The organism is Citrobacter sp. wls619 (genome assembly GCF_005281345.1).
Taxonomy (GTDB): Bacteria; Pseudomonadota; Gammaproteobacteria; order Enterobacterales; family Enterobacteriaceae; genus Citrobacter.
This window is the reverse complement of sequence record NZ_SZXJ01000095.1, coordinates 226,936-251,186: the sequence shown is the minus strand read 5'-3', so window position 1 is coordinate 251,186 and position 24,251 is coordinate 226,936. Positions and strand designations below refer to the sequence as shown.

Below are 24,251 nucleotides of genomic sequence, written 5' to 3'. Positions count from 1 at the left end.
TCTCACAACATTTCAATGAATGCGGCGACGCGGGTGCTAAGCTGGCCGATATCTGCGTTGGAGTAATCGGTTTCAATCGCGATATAAGGAATGTTGTGCTGTTGGCGTACGTGACGCTTAATCGCGAGCGATTCAACGGCGTAGGTGTGGCAAGCCTGCAAAATGACATCGACGACGCCGTCAGCCTGGTACTCTTCAACCATTTGGCTGAGCATTTTCAGACGCTGATCGTTAGGAGAAATGCAGGAGCAGCCGATGGCGAGGTATTTATCAGTCAGCGCGTCGTAGACATCGCCGGTTTCCGCCACGCATTGTTCGGTGGCCTTTGCGCCGGTGCAGTTTTCATAACCCACCACCCAACCGCCGTTTTCTTCAATGGCACGCACCACTTTCTCTGCTGCGCCGCCAATGGGGCAGCCGGTTATCAGGATGCGCGGACGTGACGCCAGACGTTTCCCGGCCTGCCATTCCTGATGTACGCGCTCGGCCATGCTATTAAGCTCGTCGATCAACGCGTCTTTATCAAAGCGGAAGGTGGCGCCGTAGACGACTTTCAGAATGTCACTGCCGCTAAGTGCGGGTGGGTTAAGTTGACCAACGCGATAGAAATTCGCCAGCGCCCGACGTTCCTGGTTTTTGAGAATAACGGCTTCACGCAGCGCAGTTTCGGTAATGGCTGTGCCAAAACGGGCTTCGACGGCCTGCTGCAGACGCAGGATCTCGGCTTTCCATAGCGCACGCGAAGCCGCATCGCTGGCGCTGTTGGGCAGTTGCATTACATGTACTGCTTTAAATTCGGCCATGTATTCGTACATTTTCTTTTTACCATCGCAGGTGGTTTCGCCCACCACCAGGTCAGAGAAATAGAAGTAGGGGCATTTGTCGGTTTTGCCAAACCCGTAGCTGCTTTTGATCAGCGGACACAGGTTCCGCGGCAGATCTTTTTCGGCTTCTTCAATGGTTTCATCAGAGGTCGAGCATAGGGAAACGACGACCGCGCCCGCCGCCATCGCAATCTCCTGCGGCATAAAGGTGCAATAGGTCCCAACGAGCGGGATACCCTGCTCTTTAAGATCCATTACGGTGAGAAAACCTTTCTGACGGGCGTCGGAGAACTGGTTGAAAATGGCGGGTAAATCGGTGATTAGCGACATGATTTTCCTTCCCCGTAACACGGGAGACAGTAAAAAGACGCCGCATTATAACCATGTAATATGTCAGGCTTTATTGATGTACAACAATTGCGCGTTTACAGATTACGACTGTAGACCCGTGACACTTCCCCCCACGGATGATAGCCCGGCCCGTCAAAGTAAAATCCCGCTTTCTCGTATAACCCTTCCAGGTCGGTACACAAATGGAGCTGCATAAACCCCAGCTGTCTGGCCTGCTGCGCAATATGTTCAATCAGGCGAAATGCCAGACCTTGCCCACGATAGCGAGGATCGATATAGAGCGCACATAGCCACGGCCACAGTTCGCCGCGACTGATAAAATCATTGGTGATCAATCCGGCGCAGCCAACAATGCTGTCGCCATCCTGCAACCAATACCACTGCGGTAGTGGGTTCTTTGCGCCAATGCAACGATGCAGCGCATCCTCGTAAACCTTCATGGAGTCTTCTGAGGCCCATTGTTGTTGAAAGTAAGCGGTGACCTCGTGCAGCTTTTCCGGTGTCTCGCGCAGGGAAAAAATGCGGATGTTGATTGTCATTGAATTTTTCTCCTTAAAAATTCGCCAGCGTCAGCAGGGAAGGTATTTGCGACAACAGATATAAAACCAGCCCAATAGAACCGCCGACCAGCGTGCCGTTGACGCGGATAAACTGCAAATCTTTACCGATGTTCAGCTCAATTTGCTGCGACATATCGTGCGCATCCCAACTTTTCACCGTGTCGCTGATATGGCGCGTCAGGAAAGTGGCGAACTCCGGAGCCACTTTATGCGCGGCCTGCTCCAGATGCCCATTCAGTGAGGCGCGCAGGGCGCTGTCGGCAACCAGCGTTTCGCCGAACCACTGCCCGGCGCTGGCGATGCGCAGCTTCACGCGGGAATCGTCGGCGTTAATGTCAGTTTTCACCCACTGGCGCAGGTCAGCCCACAGTTCGCCGAGATAGCGGTTAAAGGCTTCGTCTTCTTTCAGATAGCTTTTGAGGCTCTCTGCCCGCACGGCCATCTCCGGATCGTGTTTGAGCTTCTCGATAAGCCTTAATGTGGCGCGATCGAAGGCGTGGCGGATCTGATGTGCCCGATCGTGGCTGATATCATCCAGCAGAGAGTTGACGGCATCAGTGACCAGCTCGGCGCTGTGTTCACCTAACCATTCGGTCGGCAGGATCTTCGCCTTGAGTGGGTGTTCGGTCTCCAGCCAGCGTACGATCTGCTGGGCAATAAATGTTCGCGAACTGTCGCGCTGAAGCAGGGCGATCAGTTGAGCGATCAACGTGTCGAGCAACGCCTGATGGCGATTGTTTTTGGTCATGCTTTCCAGCATCAGCGCACTGGTGCCAGAAAGATCAACCTTGTCGATGGCCTTATGCACCGCCCGTTTAATGAGCCGCTGAATACGCGAGTCATCGGTGAGCTCGAGAAATCCGCTCATGATTTGCAGTAAATGCTGGCCAATACGCTGGGCATTTTCCGGTTGGCTGAACCAGTTGCCAATCAACAGCGCCGGTTCATGGCGGCGGATCAGCGCGACCAGAGACTGGGTATCGAGGAATTTCTCCTGCACAAACTGACCGAGATTTTCGCCGATTCTGTCCTTATTGCGCGGGATAATCGCCGTATGTTGCGCGATAAATGGGATCGGCACCCGGCGAAAAAGCGCCACCACGGCGAACCAGTCCGCCAGTGCGCCGACCATCGCCGCTTCGGCAATCGCCTTGACTCCGAGCACCCAGAAGTTAGGTGGCAGAAACAGCGTAATGACGAAGGTGGCGGCGGCGGCCAGCAGCAGAGAGAGCGCCAGTCGCTTGGCGCGTTTGAGTTCAGCAATTTTATTCATAGGCTTAAGGATAGAGCCAGACGGCGGGATCGCGCAAAATTTGTGGTGTGCCTCCCATTTTAGAGGGGAAGCGCTTATCCTGGGATCCAGTTATCCCAGGCCGGTAGCGGACCAAGTTCTGCGACCAGAAAATCGATAAACGAGCGCACCTTTGGATTGCTGTACTTGCTGGGAAAATAGAGCGCATACAGGGCGTGGGTTTCACAGGTGATGGTGCCGTCGAGCATCAGCGGCGTTATCTCTTCTTTTTGAATATGATCGCCAATCAGATAGGTGGGCAAATACGCCACGCCCTGATCTTCTAACACCGACTTCAGTAATACCAGGCTGCTGTTGGCCTGGATTGGCATATGCAGCTTCAACTGATGCAGACGATCCTGATCATCGGCCACCTTCAGCACCGGTGTGAGACCGGGGTAAACCAGGCAATCGTGATCCACCAGATCGCTTCGGCGCTGGGGCATGCCTTTTTTGGCAAGGTATCCGGGCGATGCGCAGTACGCCCAGCGGATAGGCACCAGCTTGCGCATAGCATAGTTCTGCGGTGGTGCGGTGGAGATGCGCAGGGCGATGTCGAAATCTGTTTCATTCAGATTAACGAAGTTATCGTTGAGATCGATATACAGGTTCACATCGGGGAACTGTGAGCGATATTTATCCACCAGATTTACCAGCCGCGAATAACCAAAAGCAATGGAACAGGTTATGCGTAATTCCCCCTGCGGGCTGTGATAATAACCAGAGGTAGTATTCAGCGTTTCATCAAATTCTGTCAGTAACTTATTGGCGCGGTTAAATAAATATTGCCCGGCATCGGTTAAGGTAATACTGCGGGTAGTGCGCTTAATTAATGTTGTCCCCAATGTATCTTCCATCGCCGTCAGGCTTTTGCTGACCGCCGACGGCGACACATTAAGCTGAGAGGCGGCCTCCGATAAACCTCCACAGTCGACGATTTTGACGAAAAACTCCAGATGCTTGAGTGAAATCGGCGTACTCATAGTTTCCTTAAATTCACAAGTGATGTGCAAAAACGGTACGAATAGGCCGTTACATTCGCCTTTTAAACATGCAACTATTGAATCACAGGAAACAACTTGCTTGCAAAATGAAAAAATAACAACTTAGGTGAGTTACGTCACAAAATAAAAGGAGGCGAAACGGAAACTCATCACATTGTGAATTTAATCTCATTAATTATTATTCTAAAGGTACCGATTATGTGGTCACGACTCGAACCCTACAGATCGTCGATTATTTTATTAGTTGCTCTGGTGATTGGCGGCTTATTAGGTATTTATGCCCCGACGTTTGCCAGCAAACTCCAGCCGATAGGTCAGATATTCCTGAACCTGTTATTTATGATTATTGTGCCGCTGGTGGGGATCAGCGTCATGTCGTCTATCGCCAGTATGACCGACCTGAAAAGGCTGGGGCGCATTATGGCAATTATCTTTATTGTTTCGATCGCCATGGCCTTTATTCCGGCGGCCGGGATCGTGGCGCTGGCGCTATGGTATAACCCGGCGCAGGGCGTCACTATCGATCTCTCGCAGTCCGTGCAGGCGGGTAGCGGCAAGATGGATTTTGTCAGCATGATTACCACCAGTGACTTTATCGGACTGTTTTCTAAGTCCAATATTCTGGCGCTGATCGTAATGGCGATCATCGCCGGTGTGGCGATTGGCCAGTCGGATCAGGCAGGTAAACGCATTGCGTCGCTGCTGGAAGATGCCAATACCGTGATCATGAAGATCGTCTCGATCATTATGAAGGTTGCGCCGATTGGTCTGGGCTGCTATTTCGCCGCCACCATGGCCAGTCAGGACTCGGCGCTGCTGTTAACCTTTGCCCGCGCCATCGGCCTGTTTATGGTCGCCACGCTGGTCTATTTTGTTTTTGGTTCGATTCTCTATTCGTATATTGGCGGCGGTATTCCGGCGGTCAAAGCCTTCTGGCGTAATGCGATTGAACCTTCGGCTACCGCGCTGGGGACCTGCTCTTCGCTGGGGACGCTGCCGGTGACGCTGCGTGCCGGTAAGGCGATGGGGATCAACCCGGAAATCGTTGATGTCTCTATTCCGCTGCTGGTTAACCTGAATAAAGGCGGCGTAGCGATGATTGCCGCACTGAAAATTGTCTTTATCTATTCCGTGCTGGGCATGGAGTTCACCACTGAGACCTTCTTCCTGACGATGCTGATTGCGGTGCTCTCCGCCATTATCGTCGGCGGCGTGCCGGGCGGGGCATTCCTCGGTGAAATTTTTATCGTCACCACGCTGGGTCTGCCAATGGAAGCGATCCCGATGCTGGTGGTACTGGGCACCATTACCGATGCGCCGGCCACACTGATTAACGTTATCCATGATTTGAATGCGGCGCAGATTGTTGAACGGTTCGCTGGAAAAAAGCAGACCAACGCTGAAATCAACTCTACTGCTGCGGTGGTATAGGTTTTCACACGGATTAAGAACAGGAGATGTTATGAAAGACGCAATGAAGCTTGAAACTCATCTGGTCGTGGCTGGACGGGATAAACGCTACACCCAGGGCGCGGTGAATCCGGTGATCCAACGTGCCTCTTCGCTGGTGTTTGATAGCGTGAAGGACAAGAAATTTGCCACCGCAAATCGTGCGAACGGCGAACTGTTTTACGGTCGTCGCGGAACCTACACCCACTTTGCTTTCCAGAAAGCAATGAGTGAGCTGGAAGGCGGCGTAGGCTGCGCGCTGTACCCGTGCGGTGCTGCGGCGGTGACCAACGCGATTCTGGCGTTTGTTCAGAGTGGCGATCATATTCTGATGACGGGTGCTGCCTACGAGCCAACCCAGGATTTCTGCAATAAGATCCTGAGTAAATTCAACGTGGAAACCACGTATTACGATCCGCTGATCGGCGCGGGTATCGTCGATCTTCTGCGGCCGGAAACGAAGGTAGTATTCCTTGAGTCACCAAGTTCTATCACGATGGAAGTTCAGGACGTGCCGGGAATGGTGAAGGCTATTCGCGCGGTGAATCCGGAGATTGTCATTATGATCGACAACACCTGGGCAGCGGGCGTGCTGTTCAAAGCGCTGGATTATGGTGTGGATATTTCCATTCAGGCGGGAACGAAGTACACCATCGGCCATTCGGACGCCATGCTGGGCACCGCGGTGTCGAACGCCCGCTGTTGGGACCGTCTGCGCGAAAACTCTTACCTGATGGGGCAAACGCTGGATGCCGATACGGCCTACAACGGCAGCCGCGGATTGCGCACCCTGGCGGTACGCCTCAAGCAGCATCAGGAGAGCAGTATCCATATTGCCCGCTGGCTGTCGGCAAGGCCGGAAGTGGCGCGGGTGAATCATCCGGCATTACCGGAATGTCCGGGGCATGAGTATTTCCAGCGCGACTTTGCGGGAAGCTCGGGACTGTTCTCATTTGTGCTGAAAAAAAGACTGACCGACGAACAGATGGCGAACTTCCTCGATAACTTTTCGCTGTTCCATATGGCCTATTCGTGGGGCGGATTTGAGTCGCTCATTCTGGCGAACCAGCCGGAAGAGCTGAACAGCATTCGTCCGGCTGGAGAGGTGGATTTCAGCGGTACTCTGGTCAGAGTGCATATTGGCCTCGAGGATATCAACGACCTGATTGCCGATTTGGACGCGGGATTTGCCCGCATTGCGTAAGGTGATGTGATCGTAGCCGGATGCGGCGCAGGCGCCTTATCCGGCCTACGTAACCGAGTAGGTCGGATAAAACGCCTGCCCAACATTCGCAATGACGTTATATTTATAATCAAATTAACTCATCTTTAGTCATATTGGATCATTTTTTATCAAAAGTAATCTTAATCACGATTTTTAGTATCCATCCTGGGTAGCATTGCCACTGATTTTAGTGTTATTAGCATATAAGGGATGATGAGTTATGAAGCTGAAAGATTTATTCACAAGGACACCGACTGAACGTCGCCATTATGGCGCCGCCGTGTTAGTCGGCATTGTTTCTGGCGTACTTTCTGCATTTGTTAAGTGGGGGGCCGAAGTTCCTCTTCCACCCAGGACATTTTCTCTGGGAAGAAATGAGTTTAATCCTCCGTACCTTTTTCTCCGAGACTATTTGGGGATTGACCCCACGCAAACGGTCTATACCTTTTCTGAACATGTGATTAATCCGGTTATGGTCACGCACATCATATTTTCATTGGTGTTTGCGGTTGGGTATTGCGTTGCCGCTGAAATTTTTCCAAAAGTTAAACTTTGGCAGGGGGTACTGGCAGGTTTAATCGTGACGGTGGCGGTTCATGGTATTTTCATTCCCGCACTTCATCTTTCGCCGCCCTTGTCTCAGCTACCATTTGATGAATATGTGTCGGAAATTATTGGGCATATTTTCTGGTTTTGGGTCATTGAAATGATTCGTCGCGATCTGCGCAATCGGATCACGCATGAACCCGATGCGGAAGTTCCGTTATCTCTCGTCAGATGATTAAAAGTAGATGCACTATGATGGATTGCCCCCAACCGCTAAACACAAAACCAGTGTTCGCGAATGGGGGCGGTTCATAGAAGGTTAACTCTCTGTTACTAACGTCGTTGCCTCATGCTGACGTACGCGTTTGAGTAAACCTGCCAGCGTGAACACGACAGCGATCCCCGCAGCAACCGCCAGCAGATGAAACGAAATCCTGCCGCCGTTAAACCACAGCCAGCGTCCGACTTCGACAGAAACCGCCATTACCGTCAGGATCACCATGTTCAGTGATGCGGAGACCGTACCTTTCGGTAACTTGTTGGAAAACAGCGTAAAGCGGAACAGCGTGGGGAAAATCATCCCAATGCCAAACGCATACAGGCTGGTTCCCAGCACCGACCACAGCCAGACGTGCGGCCACAGCAAATTACCCACAATCAGCACCGCCAACCCGCTCAGTTGAACAGGCGCAGCCCGCCAGATAAAGCGCGGCCTCGTCGGATCTTTTACAAAACGTACGACGACCATGTTGGCGACGATCACGGCGCCAAATACCGGCGCCTGCGCCCAGGCAAACTGCGAGGTGGTCATGCCGCCCGCGTCAATCAGGATCACCGGCGAGACCGCCACCCAACTCATCATCGGGATATAGCTCAGCGACAGCGTGGCGGCGCCAAACAGGAACACCCGGTTGCGGAACACGTCGCGGAAGTCACGCAGTACGCTGCACGCGCTGAACGGCACAGCACCGCGCTGGACGGTCTCCGGCATCGCCAGGACTAACCCGATCAGGGCGATAAGCCCCATGACGGCGATAATGGCAAACAGGATCTTCCAGTGGACAAAGTGCATCAGCGCCGCCCCGGAAAGCGGGCCGATAACCGGGGCAACCAGTACAATGGAAGTGATAACGGCCATCAGCTTAATGGCCTTTGTTTGCCCAAAGGCCTCTTGTACCGTGACATAACCGACAGTGGCGATAAAGCAGATGCTGGTGCCCTGCACGAAACGCGCAACCAGAAATTGCGTCATCGAGGTGGTGAAGAGTGTCGCCGTGCAGGCCAGCGTAAAGATTAACGCCCCAGCAATCAGTACCGGTCGGCGACCAATCCTGTCGGAAAGCGGCCCTAACAGCCACTGCAGCGCCATCCCACCCGCCAGATACAGACTGACTGCCGCCGGCGCCAGACTGACATCGGCATTGAAATCTCGCACCACATTGATGATGCCGGGCTGGATCAGGTCCGTCGACAGATAGGCGGCGAAGTCATACAAAATCAGCGCGATAGGGAAAAATAGCGTTGTGGCGCGTTGAGCGAAAAACGCGAGAATCCGTTGCATAAAACAACTCCTTGTCGGGAGAAAACCCTCAACGGGAATAGCGAAATTCAATACCGTCTTACAGACGTCAGGCTGGTGACAGAAAAAAAAACAGACTGCAGCTGTACTGAATTTCATGTAATCAAAAACGCTGCCTGCGTGAAGCGCAAACAGGAAATACGTCTTTCTGACTCAGGTCAGAAAACGTAACGATTACAAGTGACAATCAGCACATTACACCTCGGGAAGAGAACGTTGAATGGAAAATAACCTCCCGCAGTGTAATGCGGATTGGATGATAATTAAACGAGTTTATCGGGTTAATGCGCCGAAATTAAAGGGGCTTAACGCGGGAATGCGCATTGAGATAGCGATTCTGCGTGAGGTATTCCAGACAAATGCAGACGTTACAAAGGGACGTTTTTATCTCTGATAACGTCTCGCAAAGAGAGAAAGTCGCAGGTGAGAGAGCGGTTTTCCGGCGCTACAGTCACGGCATCTTATTTCCAGGTGACGGACCGCCATGAATACAGCACCGACTTCCACACCGCATGATGCGGTTTTTAAAACGTTTTTGCGCCACCCAGAGACAGCGCGGGATTTTCTACAAATACATCTTCCCGCTTCGCTGCGCGAACTTTGCGATTTTCAGACGCTGAAACTCGAGTCAGACAGTTTCATTGAAGAGGATTTACGTGCGTATTACTCCGATGTGCTGTGGTCGGTGAAAACAACGGATGGGGATGGATATATTTATGTGGTAATTGAACACCAAAGCACCCCGGATGCGCATATGGCATTCAGACTGATGCGCTACGCGGTAGCGGCCATGCAGAAACATTTAGATGCCGGGCATCAGCAACTGCCGCTGGTGGTGCCGATGCTGTTTTATCACGGCGCTAAAAGCCCGTACCCTTATTCTCTATGCTGGCTGGACGAGTTTGCCAACCCGAAGCTGGCTCGTCAGCTGTATGCTGCGGCGTTTCCGCTGGTGGATATTACCGTTATTCCAGATGACGAAATTGTGCAGCATCGACGCATGGCGCTGCTGGAGTTAATCCAAAAACATATCCGTCAGCGCGATCTTATGGGGCTGGTCGAGCAACTTGTTTCCCTGTTAGTTAACGGCTCGACTAATGACAGTCAGCTAAAGACGCTGTTTAATTATATTTTGCGAACCGGCGATGCACCTCGCTTCAATACGTTTATCAGTGCAATTGCCGAACGTTCACCGCAGCATAAGGAGCATTTGATGACGATCGCGGACAGATTGCATGAGGCAGGGCTACAAAAAGGCAGGCTGGAAGGGTTACAGGAAGGGCTGATAGAGGGGCAACGAACTGAGGCGCTCCGTATTGCCTGCACCATGCTGGCAGACGGTATTGATATCAGCACGGTACAAAAAATTACCCGGCTTTCCGCTGAAGATATTCAGGGCTTAAGCCACCAGGCAGAGGCGTAGCCGGGTGTACCGATTTACTCTATCGCCACCTTTACCGCCTCGCCGAGCTTTTGCATCACTTCCTGATGCTTCTCGTTTGGCGGTAACGCACAGTTGATGCGCACGCAGTTGCGATACTTTCCGGATGCGGAGAACAGCGAACCCGGTGCGACCTGGATTTTCAGGCGACAGAGCTGCTTAGCGACGCAGACCATATCGACCTGCTGCGGCAGTTCGACCCATAGCATAAAGCCGCCTTTCGGTCGGGTGACGCAGATCCCGCAGGGAAAGTACTCCCGTACCCAGCAGGTGTAGATCTCCATATTACGCTGATAAATCTGGCGCATACGCCGGATATGCCGATGGTAATGACCTTCACGTACAAAGGAAGCCGCCGCCAGCTGCGTAGCGGGAACGTTGGTGCCGATGACGGCGTATTTCATGTGCAGCAGCTTGTTGTAATAGCGACCGGGAACCACCCAACCGACGCGCAGACCGGGGGCGACGGATTTGGTAAACGAACTGCACAGCAGCACCCGACCGTCGCTGTCCCAGGAGTGAATGGTGCGTGGGCGCGGGTACTCCGTTGCCAGTTCTCCATATACATCGTCTTCAAAAATCACGATATCGTGACGCTGGGCGAGGGCGAGCACCGCCCGCTTCCGCGCATCCGGCATAATGAATCCGAGCGGGTTGTTGCAGTTGGGAACCAGCAGCACACCTTTGATCGGCCACTGATCCAGCGCCAGCTCCAGCGCTTCAATGCTGATCCCGGTATCCGGATCGGTCGGGATCTCAATCACTTTGATCCCCAGGCCGCGTAGCAGCTGCATTGTGCCGTAGTAGGCAGGCGATTCAACAGCGACAATGTCTCCGGGCTGGCAGACCGTCAGCAGCGCCAGCGACATTCCGCTCTGACTGCCGCTGGTGATGACAATATCATCTGCATTGACCACCGAACCGCCATCCAGCATCAGCCGTGCAATCTGACTGCGCAGTTCACGACAGCCGGAGATTTCATCGTAGCCAAGTATCGCGCGCAGGTTGTGCTGCGCCACGCGGCTGAGTTCACGCCACAGCGGCTTCAGGCTGGGTTGATCAATGTCGGGCACGCCGCTGCTAAAAGGGATTATCGATTTGTCCGCGTTGCCCTTTAGCATATCCAGCACCTGATCCCACTGGGTTATCTCGACCGGACGCTGCACCGGGCGCGACATCGGTGGCACGGGCGGCTGCGCTTTTTGTGGCGCGACAAAATAACCGGAACGCGGCTGCGGTGTGATCAACTGGCGCTGTTCCAGCGTCTGATACGCCTGCTGGACGGTGCTGATGCTCACCCCATGCTCCTGGCTCAGGCTGCGAACCGAGGGCAGTTTTTCGCCATGGCGATACAGCCCCTGCTCAATGCGTTCGGCCAGCAGATTGGCCAGATGTTGGTAACGCGTCATGCTGTATCCCTCATGGGTGCCATACAGATTAAAAAACCAGTACAGACTGGCGTGAAAATAGCGATGCAGAACTCTTTTTAACCAATCTGTATGTTAAATAAAAGTACTTTGTGAGTCTGTATTGTTCCGGGCCAAATCCGTGAAGATAAAGCCTCTGGCAAGACGGGGAGGCAAGGTATGGAATTTCACGAGAATAAAGCAAAGCAGCCGTTTATTGGATTTGTGCAGATCTGGCAGGCGATAAAACGGTGGCAACTACGGGCGCAAACGCGACGTGTGTTGCATCAGATGAGTGATGAGCGGCTGCGGGACGTCGGGCTACGACGCGATCAGGTGGAGTGACTTTCTTTTATCGACAGAGGCTGGGGATTATCTCCCGGCCTCTTTTACATTCATGATATTTATCAATTCATGCTTCTGGTTAGTCCGTTTCTTGATACTTACCCTGATAAGTATTATTTTCTTCTCAGCGATGAGGGAAAAGAAACATGACTGAAGATGAACTGTTTGCCCGCCGACCAATGGGAATGCGCATGGCAATGGTGGTGCGCCAGTGGCGGGCCATTATTGATGCTGCCATTACCGATACTGGCCTGACGCAGTCCAGCTGGACGGTACTGATGCAACTGTATCAACTGGGAGACAACGTCTCGGTCAGTGAACTGGCACAAATGCAGGGCATTGAACTACCGCCGCTGATGCGCACCCTCTCGCAGCTGGAAAAGCAGGGCTATCTACTGCGTTCCACATCGCCTTATGACAAACGCATCCGCCTGCTGGCGCTGACCGCACAAGGCCGCGCAAGGCTGGACGAACTTAACCGGGTGATTGAGACATATCAACATCGCGTCACCTGCACCATTCCTGAGGCGGAACTCGCTTCCTTCAGCGCTACGCTCAATCAAATCGCCTGCAATCTGCGGACAATCCGCGAAGAAGATAACAAGATCTAAAAAACTATGATGACCCCAGAACAAAAATTTGCCCGTTGGGTAAGGGTGAGTATTGCCGCTTTCCTGGTAGTATTCGCCTGGTTTATCGTTGCCGATATCTGGATCCCGCTGACGCCGGACTCGACGGTGATGCGTGTGGTAACGCCCGTTTCCTCACGCGTTTCCGGCTACGTCTCGCAGGTTTATGTGCACAATAATAGCCAGGTGAAGAAGGGCGACTTGCTGTACGAGCTGGATCCGACACCGTTTATCAATAAGGTCGAAGCCGCGCAAATCGCCCTTGAGCAGGCGAAATTGAGCAATCAACAGCTGGACGCGCAGATTGCCTCTGCCCGCGCCAATCTGCGTACCGCGCAATTCACTGCCCGCAACGATAAGACCACCTTTGACCGCTACCAGCGGCTGAGCACGATGCAGAACGTCTCGCAGTCCGATCTCGATAAGGTGCGTACCACCTGGCAGACCAGTGAACAGTCGGTTGCCGCACTGAGTGCCAGTATTCAGAACCTGCTGATCCAGCGCGGTGAGCGCGATGATGGCCGCAACGTGACGCTGCAAAAATATCGCAATGCGCTGGACGAGGCTCAGCTGAATCTCGGCTGGACGAAGGTGCATGCAGAAACCGATGGCACAGTGAGCAACCTCCAGCTCAACCCCGGACTGTATGCCACTGCGGCTACGCCGCTGCTGGCGCTGGTCAGCCACCAGACCGATATCGTGGCTGACTTTCGCGAGAAAAGCCTGCGCCACACTCGGGTGGATACCGATGCCGCCGTAGTGTTCGACGCCATGCCGGGCAAGGTCTTCTCTGCCCGCGTTACCAGCAGCGATGCCGGTATTCTGGCGGGTCAGGAGCAGGTTAACGGCCAGCTGTCGCAGCCGGAACAGTCAACCCGCTGGGTGCGCGATGCCCAGCGTATGCGTATTCACGTCGCGCTAAACGAACCGCTCGACACGCCGTTACCGACCGGGGCGCGCGCCACGGTACAGCTGTATAACAGCGAGGGGATGTTCGCCCGCACTTTTGCCGGGGCGCAGATCCACCTCGTTAGCTGGCTGCATTATGTCTATTAATACGCTGGCCCATGTTTTTACGCCGCACGGGAATATTGTCTACACCGCCAATGATTTTCGCCAGACCCTGCGTATCTCCGTTGCCGGGACAATCGCGCTGAGTATCTCGACCTTCTATAACGTGCAGTACGGCGTGTTTTTTGTGGTTTATCCGCTGATGCTGCTGTCGCTGGTGCCGGTGTTCAACCGCCATGTGGCAACACAGTTCGTGTTCAGCGCGGCGGTGAACTGTGTCGAAATGGTGTTGATCGTTGGCTATCTTTCACAGTGGCCGCTGATCATGACGCTGGTGGTGTTCGGTCTGTACGTGATGCGTTTTCGTTTTATGAGCAAAGGACCGCTGTTTCTGCTCGGTTCGATGGGTGTGGTGTGCCAGAGCACGATGCTCAACTTTATGAGCTATCCCACCACCAACTGGCATACGCTGATGTTCTCCAATATGGAAGCCTGCGTCATGGCAGTGGCGCTGAGCGCGCTGCTGCATTATCTGATCCCGGACGTGGAGCCGCGCCAGCCGCCGCAGCGCATAGAGAAAGATGCCGCCCGGGTGCGCCATGAATCGCTGCTTTCCGGTACGGTGGCAACGATGATTTTTGTGGTCTTCCAGATCTGTGATTTGAGTGATTCGCTGTCGGCGCTGATGGCAGGGATTTTGATCCTGTTTCCGATGCACTACCGCGGCGCGGTGATCAGCTCGATCTGGCGTGTGGTCGGGGTGGTGCTGGCCTGCCTGTATATTCTGCTGGTGCAGCTGCTTATCTATGATTTCAGCAACCACATGGTGCTGATGATGCCGCTGATTGGCCTCGGGCTGGCGTTCAGCGCCCGCCTGCACGTAATGGAAAAGGTCGGTGCAGGCGTGGGTTTTGCCAGTATCACCACCATTGGCATTATGTTTGGCCAGAACCTGCACCCGGATCAGGACCTGGTATTCAGCGATTTGTACCGCATCACCTCCGTCACCGTCGCGCTGGTGGCAACGCTCACCATGGTATTTCTGGTGCATCGGGTGTTGAACTGCTTTGCCGTGACGCGGTTTGTGATTACCGAGTGAGTGGGCAGTGAGTGCCGGATGGCGGCTGCGCCTTATCCGGCCTACGGGGAGCGGAATTTCCAGGCCCGGTAAGCAGTAGCGTCACCGGGCGTTTTTCGGATTGCCTGCTGCTTCACCTTTATCTAATTATTCAGAATATGGTTTATTTGTTCGAGGAATGAAAAAATATAAATTATAAATATTCTGAATTTTAATAATTGTGACCTTATGAACAAATTTAATTTTATGATTAAATATGATAAGCGTGATTATTATATTTTAAAGGGTGTAAAATCATATGACATGGGAATATAAAGTATCGACAGGTATACTGAGTCATAACGGTAAGTTAATTGCTTATTGTTACAGTGGTGCCGGTGAATCAAAGGATAAACCGAACTGTGAACACATTCGTAACAAGGGTCCCATTCCACGAGGTGTTTATTTTATTGCAGGATGGAATAATCACAAAAGTCCCTCCGCTATTATCCTCGAACCTATTGCAGGGACCAATACTTTTGGCAGAGATTATTTCGAAATTCATGGTGATAAAAAAGGGCTGCCACCGGGAACGGCATCTGCAGGATGTATCATTATGAATGGACAAGATAAGCGCCAAACCATTTACGATTCGGGTGATACAATTTTGGTGGTAAGATAATGAAATTTATTATTATCTTCTTTCTATTTATGCTTTCGGGTGCCTCCTGCGCTACAGAGCATACTGCACCTCAGCTTCTGCAGATGATAAATGAAAAAGGAGCAAATGCCGTTGTACACGAACTTTATAATGACGATGAATCAGAATGGTGGAACCATATTATTCCTGAAATTAGCAAAGGTAATAATGACTGGTTAACGGTGGCAAGTGCTCTGGAATCCGGAGTAGATGCCAGTACTGCGGAGGATTTGCAGGGGGCGGTTTCTGAAGCCATTCCACATAACCCAGTCGGTGTTCTGGCTATTCTCAGCGATAACAGACCATTGCTGACTATTGAGCAGATATGTGCATTTGCCTCTTTCCCTGAGTCAGAAGAAGAAATGAATAAGCTATTTGTTAATTCCATCAGAGAAATGTATAAGGTCAAAACGGCAGAAGGGAAGCAGTGTATTGCGGTTATGATCAATACTGTCGAAAATTCTGTTCCCTTTAATAAGGATTTATAAATGGCTATCCCTGGATATATGTCACTAATCGATGATGCTGGTAATGTTATCAAAGGTAGTGTGATGGTAAAAGACCGTGAAAATCAGATCGAGGTTTTAGGTTTGTATCATAATGTGAGTTACAACTCTGACTTGCATAATGGAAGGGTATTGAGTAAACGTCAACATCGTCCATTTTTAATTGAAAAGGAAATTGATGCTTCTAGTGTGCTTTTGTATAAAGCATTAAGTACCGGAGAAACATTAAGGAAAGCGGCTATTGATCTCTATCGAATAAATGATGCTGGTCAGGAAGAGGTCTATTTCACGATAACCCTGGAAGATGTGAAAGTCGTTACGATTTTTTCACTGATGCACGATGTTAAAGATCCTTATTACGAAAAACAGACCCATCTTGAACTTGCTCAGTTCCGCTACAAGAAGATTACCTGGCACTATCATGATGGGAATATAGTCCACTCTGATGATTGGGATTATCGCATAGGGTCTTGAGTAAATGACTCTGAATAAAATGATGTCACCCTGAGCCGTAATGCAATCAATACACGGCGCTTATACTCCTGAGCGCCGTCTGGCATCTTAGAAGTTATCCCTGCTTGCGCGACTTCGCTGAAATCACGTTGATAAACTCCTGCACCTGCTGTTGCTTACGTGCGGACAGCTTGCACACCCGACGCAGCGACTGTAATAACGCCGGCTCTTCCGGCTCCGGCAGCTTTGTCGTCAGCACAATGCAGCCGGGCATCACTCTGACATCGAATGGGGTACCGGTGGAAAAACCGGCGGCGGCCAGCCACTGGCCTTTCATAATAATTGCCGGAACATGCGTGTAATCCGGATAACGACTCGCATAAGTGACGGTACCCAGACGATTATTTGCCGGGGAGACTTCTGGAACGGTGAATTCTGCAATAGAATGCGGGGTAGTCATGGTCTCTATTCCTATTCCAATAGTGATTGTGATTAGCGAGGCGCTCGTGTTGCAGCACGGGCGTCTTGCGAAAAATAACACCTGTAAATCTAACCAGTAAATAAAAATAAAGCCAGCTAAAAATCGGTAATAATAACGACGTAACTGGAAATATAAATGCGGGAATTAAATTGAAGGGAAATAAAAAGTAGGCCGGATAATCAAAGCGTCATCCGGCAATAATCAGCACCCTATGCAGGCAACGTTAAATGACCCGTCGCCATATCAAACATCAGGCGGGCAAAGCCCTTAGCGCACTGCGGGTTTGATAAATACTGCAGCATAAATTCTTGTCGCGCTTCGTCGCTGTCCATCACCGCATCGTCCACCGCTTTGAAAAAACCGCCTAATATTGCCTGCTCAGGGCTGTTATTTTTTATTTGTTTCATCACGGTTTCATTCTCAGTGATTTTATTAAACACGGTCATTGCGCTGCTGAGCATATCTTTATCCGTCAGATGATCGGTGATAAACAGCTCATTCATTCGCGATAAAATATACGACAGAAATTCCTCTTTCTTGTCTTTGGGTTTTGCCGTACCCACATCGTTACTGGGATCAAGCGTATATTCCGCAGCATCTTCCTGTAATTTCAGATGCTGTTCGTGGATCTTCGATAAGCGATAGTGGCTCATCTCCACGTTGCTGAGATCGATCTCATCTTCCTCCAGTCGCTGTTCGTGCAGCAAAGGTCTTAAATGGCGGGCGAACAAGCTGAGCTTTTCCAGATCTTTGTCATCGTACTCGACGATCTGCGACATAAACTCGTAGAAACGCACAAAGCTGCCGAGATCCTTCTTGAAAATCTCCAGCCGATCTTTTTCCTGCTTGCAGGCTTTGAAGCTGTTTTCGGCATTGGTGATCAGCACCACATCACCGGTTTTTTGGGTTCTTTCGAACATCTCTTTGGCGGTCAGATAAGCGTCGATGGCGAGGGCATAGCGCTTCTGCCAGCGCTCAACGGCCGGGCGGCAGATATTACTGATGGCGGCGTTAGATTTATTCTTTGTAAAAAACGCGTCACAGAACTGATCCACCTCGTTCCACTGGAAAATCTGGCTGGCACGCAGTTTCTCAAACAGATCAAATACCTGCTGGGGATCGCTGACGTCGGTCAGCTCGGCGGTCTGATAATAGGGCTGGAAGGCATCCAGAATATCCTGCGGCTCGTTATAAAAATCGAGCACAAAAGTGCCGGACTCCGCTTTGCCCGGATAGGTACGATTCAGACGCGAAAGCGTCTGGACGCACTCAACGCCGCCGAGGGCTTTATCGACATACATGGCGCACAGCTTAGGCTGGTCAAAACCGGTCTGGAATTTATTGGCAACCAGCATCACCTGATAATCATCGCTATCGAACTCTTTGCGCATATCCCGGCCTTTCAGCCCCGGATTCATGTTTGCTTCGGTGAATTTCTGGTTCAGTAATGCGTCGCTGTTAGGGTCGCTCTCCTGAAACTCGACTTCGCCGGAAAACGCCACCATGGCGCTGATTTTTGCATAGCGGTTTTCGGCGATGTATTTATCAAATGCCAGTTTGTAACGTACCGCTGCCTTGCGTGAACTGGTGACCACCATCGCTTTTGCCTGCCCGCCGAGCAGGTTCATCACATGCTTGCGAAAGTGCTCGACGATCACTTTCACCTTCTGCGAGACGTTGTAATCGTGCAGCGTCACCCACTGGTTCAGCCTGATTTTGGCCCAATTGCTGTCTACTTCGCGGTCTTTATCTTCCAGCTTTTGCAGCAGCTGATACGCCACTTTATAGCTGGTGTAGTTTTTCAGCACATCAAGAATAAAGCCTTCCTCAATGGCCTGACGCATGGTGTATACGTGGAATGCCGCCGGTTTGTTGGTGGCCGATGCCGGTTCGCCTGGGTGCGGGAGGCGACCAAAAAGCTCCAGCGTTTTGGCCTTCGGCGTGGCGGTGAACGCATAATAGTTCAGATTGCCGCTGTTGCGACGCGCGGCAATAGTGGCGTTGAGGCTGTCTTCTGACGACAGTACCGTGTCGTCATCCCGCTCTTCGCTCATCAGCACTTCTTTTAGCTGTCGCGCCGTGGATCCGCTTTGCGACGAGTGCGCTTCATCGGCAATCACCGCGTATTTACGCTGTTTCAGGCTGACGCTATTTTCAATCGCTTTCAGCACGAACGGGAAGGTCTGGATGGTGACGATAATAATCGGCTGCGAGTGTTCCAGCGCGCTGGCCAGCTTTTCTGATTTGGAGCCATCGCCCTCTTTATTATTGATGCGCCCGACCACGCCGTCGGCATGTTCAAACTGGTAGATGGTGTCCTGCAGCTGATCGTCAAGCACCGTGCGGTCGGTGACCACAATGACCGAGTGAAACTGTTTCTCGCCGCTGTCATCATACAGGCGAGAAAGCTGGTGCGCAGTCCAGGCAATGGAGTTCGACTTGCCGGAACCGGCGCTGTGCTGGATCAGATATTTGTTGCCGGTCCCCTCGATCGCCGCGGCCTGCAGCAGTTTGTTGACCACATCCCACTGGTGATAGCGCGGGAAAATCAGACTCTCTTTTTTGTACTTCTGCCCGTTCCAGTCTTCTTTCTCTTCGATCTGTAGATGTACAAAACTGGCGAGGATTTTCAGCAGGTTATCCGGCTGCAGCACTTCGTTCCACAGATAGTCGGTCGCATAGCGGCCCGCGTCTTCCGGGATGTCATTGCCCGCGCCGCCTGCTGTGGTGCCTTTGTTGAACGGCAGGAAAAAGGTGTCGTCGCCCGCGAGTTTGGTCGCCATATAGACGTCGAACTGGTTGACGGCGAAGTGCACCAGCGCCCCGCGCTTAAAGGTCAGCAGCGGCTCGGGCTTATTGGTGGTTGGGTCTTTCGGCAGCCGGGTTTTCTTATACTGCGTGATGGCGTTCTGCACCGCCTGCTTAAACTCGGATTTCAACTCCAGCGTGGCGACCGGCAGACCGTTGATAAACAGCACCAGATCGATGCGCCAGCGTTTGGCTTTCAGTTCATTGTCATCGGCTGCGTTGGCGTAAGGGCTGTAAACCAGCTCCGGCACGATCCGGCAGCGATTCTGCCGATAGCGCGCTAGGGTGTCCGGGTTGAGTGTGTGCTCCGGTTTAAACTGGCAGAGAAAAAAGCGGGCGTTACGGATCTTCAGACCATGACGCAGTACGCCGAGCGTGCCCCAGCTGCGCGACAGCATATCGGTGGCGTTAATGTCGGCTTTTTGCAGTTGAGTGACCAGGTTATCGAGAAAATGACGTTCGGTGTCGTTGGGGTAAACCTTCGCAAACTTTTCCCACTCCTGCGGCTGGGTGGTTTGCACGAATTGCAGCGTGTCCTGTACGTAGAGCGCGCGTTCGCGATCGTAGCCGTCACTTTTGCCGACGACCCAGCCGTTGGCGGACATCTGGCGGATGATGTCGTTTTGCAGGTTGATCTCGCGGGTGATGTCGGTGGTCATACAGCAACCTCCGCTTCGGTTGTGGTTTGCTCGTCTGGAGCGCGCCAGTGGCGGATGTCGATTTTACCGGTGACGGCGGCGGAGATCAGGGCGGTGCGGCGTTCTTTGAGGAGGGCGATTTGCTGGAGTTGTTTTTCGATTAGGATGTCGATTTTGATGATTTTTTTATCAATGAAAGTGACGATACTCTCTTGTTCTATTTTCGATGGTATTAGCAGTGGTAATCTACGAAAATCTTCAAATTTCATTGATTGTCTCAGGCCTCCGCCCATGCCATAAAACACTTTAAAAATATCATAGGTATGAAGTAGGTAATATGAAAATGATGGTGTTATAGCGTGTTTTACGCTAAGCTTTAAATAAGCCGGTGTAATAATTCCACTCTGGGTCACTAGTCCAACCCGTAAACTATTTTTATCATTTTGTAAGTCAGTTAGCCTTAGTATTATATCTCCATCTTTTACTATCTGATAAGTGTTAAATGAGTCAGGTAATAATCCGAAATTTGTATCAGTTTTTCTTTTTATAATATTGCCATAACTTAATGAAAGTACATTATTTTCTAAACCATCAGTGTTTTTTTCGGTAGAATCTGAACATATGGCATACGTTGGTTTAACTTCCCATGACGAGGGGATAGAATCCAACCACTCAATACCTGAATCTTTCATCGGTACATCAGGATTTAGCCCTTTGGTCACCGCATGGCTAATCACAGCCTGACGTTTTTCTTTTAGCAGTTCAATAAGTTGTTGTTGTTTCTCAATAAGGCTGTCGATTTTTGCAGTTTCGTGATCTAGAAAATTTGCAATTTTTTCGCTTTCAGAAAATTGAATTTCTGGGAGTAATATATTTTTCATTTCAGAGGATTTTGTGCTCCATAAATCTGCCACGATCCCTTTTCCGTAGCGGTAAAACTCCTCCTGGAATGGACAACTCCTGAGCAAGTGATGAGCAAACTTTGGATTGATATTTCTAGGGCGCATGACGATACTTATTAACGAGACTGAACCATTTAATCGTGATACACCTGCAGATCCTTTTCTGTCAGAACGGCTATTTATTACAAAATCATCTTTTAAAACTAATTTACGGTTATCTCCTGCTTCAGTCTTCGCAGCTGTATCGAGTTGAGGAACTATACCTTGCATTGTAACTGATAAAGCAGGGTAATCTTTATCACTAACTTTTTCTCTTCGTTCGTCAAAAAACTGACCTAACCGTTTTATATTCCAATGAGCAGGTATCTCCCCCAACCACTCCACCCCAGAATCCTTATACTCTGGATACGCCTTATACTTAGCCATCAGGAGTGCACCTCCCTTAGCAACTGCATAATCTCGACACTTACCGCATCTAAATCAGCATCAATCTCTTCCAGCGATCGCGGCGGGGTGTACACATAGAAATGACGGTTAAACGGGATCTCGTAGCCGACAATGCCGATCTCGCCATCAATCGCGTCGCGCTTATCGGCGTTAATCCACGCGTCCGCCACGTGCGGCAACACTTCCGCTTTGACGTAGCTCTCGATCAAATCGCTGGTGGAAACGGCGGGATTGAGCGGTACGTTTTCGTTATCGCGCAGATCGCCGTCCTGCTCAAACTCCACCACCTGCCCACGATAGGCAAACGCGCCGTACAGCGGCTGGGCGTCTTCTTTTAATATCTTCTTCACCACCGGCGCGGCGTCCGGGTTTTTGCGGGTTACCGCGTCAATAAACTGCTTATTCTCTTTGGTATCCAGCTTCACACCGGCGGTTTTTAGCGCACTTTTTAAGTCAATCTGGAACTGATTAAAGTCATCGCTGACGCCGAAAATACCGCCAGGCTTATCGCCAAATGCGGCCTGAATATGTCGGGCTTTTTCCATTAATCCGCGCTGGGCCAGCCACAGCTTGCTGTCGAGCAGATCTTTGATTTGCTTCTCTCTCAGCTCGGTAAACTCGGTCTTGATAATGGCGCGGGCTTCGGTTTCTAACGCAGAGAAGTCACCGTAACTATCTGTCAGCCATTGGGCGGCAAACGCGTCAAACAGGCATTCCATCGGCGCGTTAAACGGTTTTGGCGCGAAACGTAAAGTGGCGATGGCCTCATCGGTAATTTGTGCCGACAGGCGCAGCGGGCGCTCAATGGTCAGGCGGCGATAGCCAAAATCGGTGCTGTTGAAGAGTTTGCTGGCGAAGGTTTTCGGCGCTTCGCTTTTCGCGGTTGCAGACTGACGACCACGACTGGATTTTTGCTCCGGTACTTTTTCCAGGCCCAGTGCTTCCAGCGTGGTGGTCTCTATCGCCTCAAAATCGCCGAAGGTTCGGGTGATGAGCCGGATATCGTCTTCCCCCATTAGATTACGCTTTGAACCCAGCGACTTGCGCATTTTGCCGCACAGGTTGCTGCCATCAATAAGCTGGACTTTGCCTCTGCGCTCCGGCGCTTTCTTGTTGGAGAGGATCCACACGTAGGTGGCGATGCCGGTGTTGTAGAACATATCGGTTGGCAGGGCGATGATGCCTTCCAGCAGGTCGACTTCGAGGATATAACGGCGGATCTCGCTTTCGCCGCTGCCCGCGCCGCCGGTAAACAACGGGGAGCCGTTGAGGATGATGCCGATGCGCCCGCCGCCGCTGTGGGCATCGCGCATTTTGCTGATCAAATGCAGCAGGAACAGTAAGGATCCATCGGAGACGCGAGGCAGGCCGGGGCCAAAGCGTCCGTCAAAACCTTTCTGTGCGTGCTCGTCGCCGATCTCGCCTTCGATCTTTTTCCAGTCCACACCAAACGGCGGGTTGGAGAGCATGTAATCGAATTTCTCGGCGGGTAACTGATCGTTTGAAAGCGTATTTCCGAGCTTGATGCGGCTGACATCCTGGCCTTTGAGCAGCATGTCGGCCTTACAGATAGCGTACGATTCCGGGTTTAGCTCCTGGCCAAAAGCGCGCATCACCGCGTTGGGGTTGAGTTCGTGCAGATATTCCATCCCGGAGGAGAGAAACCCGCCAGTGCCCGCCGTTGGGTCGTAGATGGTGCGGATGATACCGTCTTTGGTGAGCGCGTCGTCGTCGCCGATGAATACCAGCGAAGTGGTCAGGCGTACGATATCGCGTGGAGTGAAGTGCTCGCCGGCGGTTTCGTTAGACCCTTCGGCAAAGCGGCGGATTAGCTCTTCAAACACCAGACCCATTTCATGGTTGGAAATGGCGTTCGGGCTTAAATCCGCCGTCGCAAACTTCTGCACCACCTTATACAGCAGATTGGCTTCTTCCAGTTGACTGACAAACTCGCTGAACTTGAAGTGATCGAAAATCTCACGGGCATCGGTGGAGAAGGACTGAACATATTTCTCCAGATTGGCTTTGATGCCGTTTTGCCCCATCTTGCTGAGGTCCATCGGCGAGGTGTTAAAGAACGTCAGGCCATCTGCGGCGCGCAGGAGCATCTTCTCTTGCGCTTCTTCCGGCAAATTGAGTGCTTTAATTTTTTCTGCCTGAGCAAGTACGGCCTCTTTGCTGTCTTCGAGTACACACTCCAGTCGGCGCAGCAGGGTGAAGGGGAGAATAATGCGGCCATATTGTGATTGTTTAAAATCGCCGCGCAGCAGGTCGGCGACCGACCAAAGAAAAGCGGCCGTCTGGGTGAAATTTCCTGATGTCATAAATACTGTCCTGGCCTCTGTGAAGAGGCTTATTTTTTCTTCGGGTAGATAATCTCCTTTTTACCAGAAATTTGTAAGTTGATCATTTATAACGAGTTTTTATAATTTCTAGTGATCGTTTACAGCTAAAGATCATTTTAATGAATGTTTTTAGGAGAGAGGAAAAACAGCATTCTTGTTCTGCAAGAATGCGATAAACGGTTGGGGAGATATGCCTGATGGCGGCTGCGCCTTATCCGGCCTACGGGAAATGGAAGGGTAAAAATAGAATTCA

General features: G+C 51.5%; 21 protein-coding genes. 11 read left to right on the top strand and 10 right to left on the bottom strand.

Features of this window, described 5'->3' with window-relative positions:
* Nucleotides 1-2: 2 nt before the first annotated feature.
* From FDX19_RS18505 to FDX19_RS18490, 4 genes are all read right to left on the bottom strand, one after another.
* Complete coding sequence (locus tag FDX19_RS18505; RefSeq protein WP_137383847.1) at nt 3-1,154, bottom strand: double-cubane-cluster-containing anaerobic reductase; 1,152 nt, start codon at nt 1,152-1,154, stop codon at nt 3-5.
* A gap of 95 nt (nt 1,155-1,249) precedes the next feature.
* A complete protein-coding gene (locus FDX19_RS18500) occupies nt 1,250-1,714 on the bottom strand; it encodes a GNAT family N-acetyltransferase (protein ID WP_137383846.1) in 465 nt (154 codons plus the stop codon).
* A gap of 13 nt (nt 1,715-1,727) precedes the next feature.
* Nucleotides 1,728-3,008 (bottom strand): DUF445 domain-containing protein, encoded by a 1,281-nt coding sequence (locus tag FDX19_RS18495; protein WP_137383845.1) that lies wholly within the window; start codon nt 3,006-3,008, stop codon nt 1,728-1,730.
* 74 nt (nt 3,009-3,082) lie between these two features.
* Nucleotides 3,083-4,009: a LysR family transcriptional regulator gene (locus FDX19_RS18490; protein ID WP_137383844.1), complete on the bottom strand. Its 927-nt coding sequence runs from the start codon at nt 4,007-4,009 to the stop codon at nt 3,083-3,085.
* 219 nt (nt 4,010-4,228) lie between these two features.
* Between FDX19_RS18490 and FDX19_RS18485 the strand changes: the two genes are divergently transcribed.
* The 3 genes from FDX19_RS18485 (at nt 4,229) to FDX19_RS18475 (ending at nt 7,485) form a co-directional block, all read left to right on the top strand.
* Nucleotides 4,229-5,461: a dicarboxylate/amino acid:cation symporter gene (locus FDX19_RS18485; RefSeq protein ID WP_137383843.1), complete on the top strand. Its 1,233-nt coding sequence runs from the start codon at nt 4,229-4,231 to the stop codon at nt 5,459-5,461.
* 31 nt (nt 5,462-5,492) lie between these two features.
* A complete protein-coding gene (metC, locus tag FDX19_RS18480) occupies nt 5,493-6,683 on the top strand; it encodes a cystathionine beta-lyase (protein ID WP_137383842.1) in 1,191 nt (396 codons plus the stop codon).
* A 241-nt stretch (nt 6,684-6,924) separates the two neighbouring features.
* Nucleotides 6,925-7,485, top strand: a complete 561-nt coding sequence (locus FDX19_RS18475; RefSeq protein WP_137351347.1) for a DUF1440 domain-containing protein — start codon at nt 6,925-6,927, stop codon at nt 7,483-7,485.
* 84 nt (nt 7,486-7,569) lie between these two features.
* Here the strand turns inward: FDX19_RS18475 and mdtM are convergent, their stop codons facing one another.
* The gene (gene mdtM / locus FDX19_RS18470; protein ID WP_137383841.1) at nt 7,570-8,811 is read right to left on the bottom strand and encodes a multidrug efflux MFS transporter MdtM; all 1,242 of its coding nucleotides are present in this window, start codon (nt 8,809-8,811) and stop codon (nt 7,570-7,572) included.
* A gap of 502 nt (nt 8,812-9,313) precedes the next feature.
* Between mdtM and FDX19_RS18465 the strand changes: the two genes are divergently transcribed.
* On the top strand, nt 9,314-10,252 hold the full coding sequence (locus FDX19_RS18465) for an Rpn family recombination-promoting nuclease/putative transposase (protein ID WP_137383840.1): 939 nt from the start codon (nt 9,314-9,316) through the stop codon (nt 10,250-10,252).
* A 14-nt stretch (nt 10,253-10,266) separates the two neighbouring features.
* Here the strand turns inward: FDX19_RS18465 and FDX19_RS18460 are convergent, their stop codons facing one another.
* Entirely contained in the window at nt 10,267-11,679 is a 1,413-nt protein-coding gene (locus FDX19_RS18460; RefSeq protein ID WP_137383839.1) for a PLP-dependent aminotransferase family protein, read from the bottom strand.
* 177 nt (nt 11,680-11,856) lie between these two features.
* Here FDX19_RS18460 and FDX19_RS18455 point away from each other — a divergent pair, with 177 nt between their 5' ends.
* The 7 genes from FDX19_RS18455 (at nt 11,857) to tssD (ending at nt 16,398) form a co-directional block, all read left to right on the top strand.
* Entirely contained in the window at nt 11,857-12,021 is a 165-nt protein-coding gene (locus tag FDX19_RS18455; protein ID WP_137383838.1) for a DUF1127 domain-containing protein, read from the top strand.
* A 146-nt stretch (nt 12,022-12,167) separates the two neighbouring features.
* On the top strand, nt 12,168-12,632 hold the full coding sequence (locus FDX19_RS18450; protein WP_008786106.1) for a MarR family winged helix-turn-helix transcriptional regulator: 465 nt from the start codon (nt 12,168-12,170) through the stop codon (nt 12,630-12,632).
* Between the two features lie 6 nt (nt 12,633-12,638).
* Nucleotides 12,639-13,706 carry an HlyD family secretion protein gene (locus FDX19_RS18445; RefSeq protein WP_137383837.1) on the top strand — a complete coding sequence of 356 codons (1,068 nt, stop codon included), beginning with the start codon at nt 12,639-12,641 and terminating at the stop codon, nt 13,704-13,706.
* Nucleotides 13,696-14,760 carry a DUF2955 domain-containing protein gene (locus FDX19_RS18440; protein WP_137383836.1) on the top strand — a complete coding sequence of 355 codons (1,065 nt, stop codon included), beginning with the start codon at nt 13,696-13,698 and terminating at the stop codon, nt 14,758-14,760. Before FDX19_RS18445 ends, FDX19_RS18440 begins: the two co-directional genes overlap by 11 nt.
* Nucleotides 14,761-15,037: 277 nt before the next feature.
* Nucleotides 15,038-15,400, top strand: a complete 363-nt coding sequence (locus FDX19_RS18435; protein ID WP_137383835.1) for a tlde1 domain-containing protein — start codon at nt 15,038-15,040, stop codon at nt 15,398-15,400.
* Entirely contained in the window at nt 15,400-15,906 is a 507-nt protein-coding gene (locus FDX19_RS18430) for a hypothetical protein (RefSeq protein ID WP_137383834.1), read from the top strand. Before FDX19_RS18435 ends, FDX19_RS18430 begins: the two co-directional genes overlap by 1 nt.
* A complete protein-coding gene (gene tssD, locus FDX19_RS18425; protein WP_087052217.1) occupies nt 15,907-16,398 on the top strand; it encodes a type VI secretion system tube protein TssD in 492 nt (163 codons plus the stop codon).
* Nucleotides 16,399-16,492: 94 nt separating this feature from the next.
* Here the strand turns inward: tssD and symE are convergent, their stop codons facing one another.
* From symE to FDX19_RS18405, 4 genes are all read right to left on the bottom strand, one after another.
* Nucleotides 16,493-16,837: an endoribonuclease SymE gene (gene symE, locus FDX19_RS18420; protein ID WP_137383833.1), complete on the bottom strand. Its 345-nt coding sequence runs from the start codon at nt 16,835-16,837 to the stop codon at nt 16,493-16,495.
* A 230-nt stretch (nt 16,838-17,067) separates the two neighbouring features.
* A complete protein-coding gene (locus tag FDX19_RS18415; protein WP_137383832.1) occupies nt 17,068-20,325 on the bottom strand; it encodes a type I restriction endonuclease subunit R in 3,258 nt (1,085 codons plus the stop codon).
* On the bottom strand, nt 20,322-21,632 hold the full coding sequence (locus tag FDX19_RS18410) for a restriction endonuclease subunit S (protein WP_137383831.1): 1,311 nt from the start codon (nt 21,630-21,632) through the stop codon (nt 20,322-20,324). The genes FDX19_RS18415 and FDX19_RS18410 overlap by 4 nt, the downstream gene beginning before the upstream one ends.
* Nucleotides 21,632-23,977, bottom strand: coding sequence for a class I SAM-dependent DNA methyltransferase (locus FDX19_RS18405; protein WP_137383830.1), 2,346 nt, complete (start codon nt 23,975-23,977; stop codon nt 21,632-21,634). The genes FDX19_RS18410 and FDX19_RS18405 overlap by 1 nt, the downstream gene beginning before the upstream one ends.
* Nucleotides 23,978-24,251: the final 274 nt, after the last annotated feature.